Source organism: Micrococcus sp. Mcc89, assembly GCF_024519795.1.
Taxonomy (GTDB): Bacteria; Actinomycetota; Actinomycetes; order Actinomycetales; family Micrococcaceae; genus Micrococcus; species Micrococcus luteus.
Window position 1 is genome coordinate 1 of the sequence record NZ_JALJRI010000039.1, and the last position, 3,645, is coordinate 3,645.

The 3,645-nt window shown below is 60.2% G+C and carries 2 protein-coding genes; both read left to right on the plus strand.

Annotated features, from left to right (window positions below; genetic code table 11):
* Positions 1-438 precede the first annotated feature (438 nt).
* Positions 439-1,524 carry a redox-regulated ATPase YchF gene (ychF, locus tag NR072_RS05305; protein ID WP_256836420.1) on the plus strand — a complete coding sequence of 362 codons (1,086 nt, stop codon included), beginning with the start codon at positions 439-441 and terminating at the stop codon, positions 1,522-1,524.
* 32 nt (positions 1,525-1,556) lie between these two features.
* Positions 1,557-3,272 carry an ATP-dependent endonuclease gene (locus tag NR072_RS05310; protein ID WP_256836421.1) on the plus strand — a complete coding sequence of 572 codons (1,716 nt, stop codon included), beginning with the start codon at positions 1,557-1,559 and terminating at the stop codon, positions 3,270-3,272.
* The last annotated feature ends 373 nt before the right edge of the window (positions 3,273-3,645 follow it).

Sequence of the window (3,645 nt, forward strand, 5' to 3'; positions counted from 1 at the left end):
GGGGGGGGGGGGGGGGGGGGGGGGGGGGGGGGGGGGGGGGGGGGGGGGGGGGGGGACCCGGTGGCCCTGCGGTCTCGGCTGTCGTCCTCTGTTCGGCAGACACAGGTGTGCTTCCTCTCGTCGGGGTCAGGGCTGCCCGCCCACCCTACAGATCGGTCATGTGGGCGGGGCTGCGTGCTGGGCGGTGCGGGTCCCTGGGTTCCGTGGGGGCGGGGGCTGGGGTTGCCGGGCCCCGTGGCCGCTGGGCCTCTGGGTTCCGTGGGCAGAAGAGCGAAGGTTTCTGCCCCCGGAAGCGAAAACCCTGCCGGTTCTGCCCCCGGAACAGGGGAGAGCGCGCTTTCTGCCCACGGAGCGGGCGGGGCTGCCGGTTCTGCCCACGGAACGGGGCCGGTGCGGGACGCCTCCGCCGCGGCGGGCCCGCCGGTAGACTGCCGGACTGTGGCTTTGACTATCGGATTCGTGGGACTGCCCAACGTGGGCAAGTCGACCCTGTTCAACGCGCTGACGCGCCAGACCGTGCTCGCGGCGAACTACCCGTTCGCGACGATCGAGCCGAACGTGGGCGTGGTGAACCTGCCGGACGAGCGGCTGCCCCAGCTGGCCGAGATCTTCGGCTCCGAGCGGATCCTGCCGGCCACGGTGTCCTTCGTGGACATCGCCGGCATCGTCAAGGGCGCCTCCGAGGGGGAGGGCCTGGGCAATCAGTTCCTGGCGAACATCCGCGAGGCCCACGCGATCGCCCAGGTGGTGCGCGCGTTCGACGACGGCGACGTCGTCCACGTGGACGGCAAGGTGGACCCGGCCTCGGACATGGAGACCATCAACACCGAGTTGATCATCGCGGACATGCAGACCGTGGAGAAGGCGATCCCGCGCGTCGAGAAGGAGGTCAAGGGCAAGAAGAAGGAGCCCGCCGACCTCGAGGCGCTCCAGGCCGCGCTCGCGGTGCTGGAGCGGGGCGAGACGATCTTCGCCGCGAAGGACAAGGACAAGCTGGACATGGACCGGCTGCGGGAGCTGAGCCTGCTCACCGCCAAGCCGTTCATCTACGTGTTCAACTCCGACGAGGGCGTGCTGGGGGACCAGGCCAGGCAGCAGGAGCTGCGCGATCTCGTGGCCCCCGCCGACGCCGTGTTCCTGGACGCCAAGCTCGAGTCCGACCTCGTGGAGCTCTCCGACGAGGAGGCCGCCGAGATGCTGGAGATGGCCGGGCAGGACGAGTCCGGGCTGGACCAGCTGGCCCGAGTGGGCTTCTCCACCCTCGGCCTGCAGACCTACCTGACAGCCGGGCCCAAGGAGACGCGCGCGTGGACCATCCCCGTCGGCGCGACCGCACCTGAGGCCGCCGGCGTGATCCACACCGATTTCCAGCGCGGCTTCATCAAGGCGGAGATCGTGTCCTTCGAAGACCTGATCGCTGCCGGGTCGATGGCCGACGCCAAGGCCGCCGGCAAGGTGCGCATGGAGGGCAAGGACTACGTGATGAAGGACGGCGACGTGGTGGAGTTCCGGTTCAACGTGTGAGCTGGCCGTAGCGCAGCGAGTAAGGGACGCCGATGACCGTCTTAGTTTCCAAGCTGAAAATATCTAAATTTCGAGCCATTCGCAAAGCCGAAATTAATTTTGGTGAAACCTCCGCTATTGTTGGCCAGAATGGCGCTGGAAAGACGAGCATCCTCCGTGCCCTCAACGCGTTCTTTAATTTTGACGAGGAGCGCCAACATTTTGAGGACCGGGACCATCAATTCCTCCCTAACTCGCAGGCCAACATCGAAGTCTGGATTACAGGTTTGGACCAACTTCGTTTTCCGTCGGACCAGGGAGTGTTTAAAGCAAGACTGAAGTACACGCGCTCTCCTATCTGGGAGTACTTTGTCAATGGTCAGTGGAACTCATTTCACCCCAATCTCAGAGAGGCGTTAAGAGGGGAAATCGCATTCGTGCTTGTTCCTATCAAGCGAGATGCGGACGTGGCGCACCATGCCGAAACGGGTCTATTAAGGCGCCTCGTCGACCTAAAGTTTAATCATGATCGACAGCGCGACCGTATTTCTCCTCGTGTGGGTGATGTTAGTAGGACTATTCGCGCAGGTACTCTCGGTCCGCTTGAGAGGGACCTAAATGCCCTCCTGAAGAGTGTTGGGCCGTTCAAGTTTGAGATAAAGCATGCTGTTGATCCGGACTACCGGTTGCTTCTTCAGGATGTACGGCTCTCAGTTCGTGAGGGCGATAATCTTATCCCCTTGGCAAACGCAGGTAGCGGAACCCAGAGCATGGCCGTGTTCTCATTGTATGCCGAGATTGCTCGGCTGACCGGGACTTCGTTTTTCTTAGGTTTTGAAGAACCTGAGCAAAATCTCCATCCGCAAGCGCAGAGGCAGCTGATCGCAGCACTTCAGTCACTAAACCTGCAAGTTTTCTTCACCACGCACTCGCCTACCATCGTGGACGCGTTGAATCACGAGAGCGTGATCCTGTGTCGGCGGGTGCTAACGAAATCTGGGCGCTTGGAGGTGCGAGTTCGCCAGATTGGGCCTCAGTTTTTCCAGGAGAAAGGCTTGGATCGGGATAAGTATTATAAGTTTCACGAACGACGGAACTCGGAGTTCTTCTTTGCAGACTTTGTCGTTGTAACGGAGAGTCCTATAGATAGCAGAGTAATCGAGACCCTGCTTGAATCTGCACATGAGGACTTGAGTTCATATGGAGCGAATCTGATCGCGCTGGATGGCGTCCAGTCTATTGTCTACATGTACCATTTGCTTCGAGAGCTCGATATCCCATTTTATTTTATTGTGGATAAGGATTACTTCCTGCCGTATAAAAATGGGTCACGCAAGGATAGTCTACGATCAGACGGTACTCCGATATTCACCACTGAACCTCAACAGAACTCCGTACTGAGGCATCTCTTTCCATCTAGTGATGACATGAACCGTGTTGTGGGATATTTGCTGGGGGACCATCGCGCGGCACTTGAGGAGCTCGATAAGGTCGGGTTCTTCAGTTTCCGCTATTCACTCGAGGTTGATTTGGTTGGAGCGGTAACACCAAGGGATCGTCTCTTTGATGCTGCTCGATTGGTGGGGGGTAATCGTACTGTCGGAAAGCTGCTAGTTAACAATATGGGCTCGGTAAAGTCGCAGGAGAACTTGCTCAACGCGGTTGCTGGTCTGCCTGCGTCCGCGCTTCCCCAGACGTTTAAGTGGCTGCGACGAGAACTTCCACGGAAGGCGAAGGCGGCGAACGCTGGTCTGCAGGTCACCCCGTGAAGGGTTTCGGATATTCCCCGTCTAGTCGGGGCAATAAATTCGTCGACTGGCACTAGCGTTCGACGACACACTCGACCGCCCTTTTAATTGCGATGCGCGCACCCTGACGGGCCCGCTCGTCACCGCTGCCAGGGCCGTATCATGGGTCGCGGCGTCGATCTTTGCGGGGGTAAGCTTTCGCGCGAAAGCGCTTCAGCGTGGCCAGTCCTAGCGGCTTTTGCCTCGGCGTCTCAAGCACCGTTTGTGGTGGAACGGGGAACTGCTACTGGTCTCCACGTCCAGCAAGTCGTCGTCATCGCGCCACCGCGCCGTAGCTGGTGTAGGAGGGCATGACGTTGTTGACTCGGGTCGGTGCCAGTGAGGCCGGAGGAGC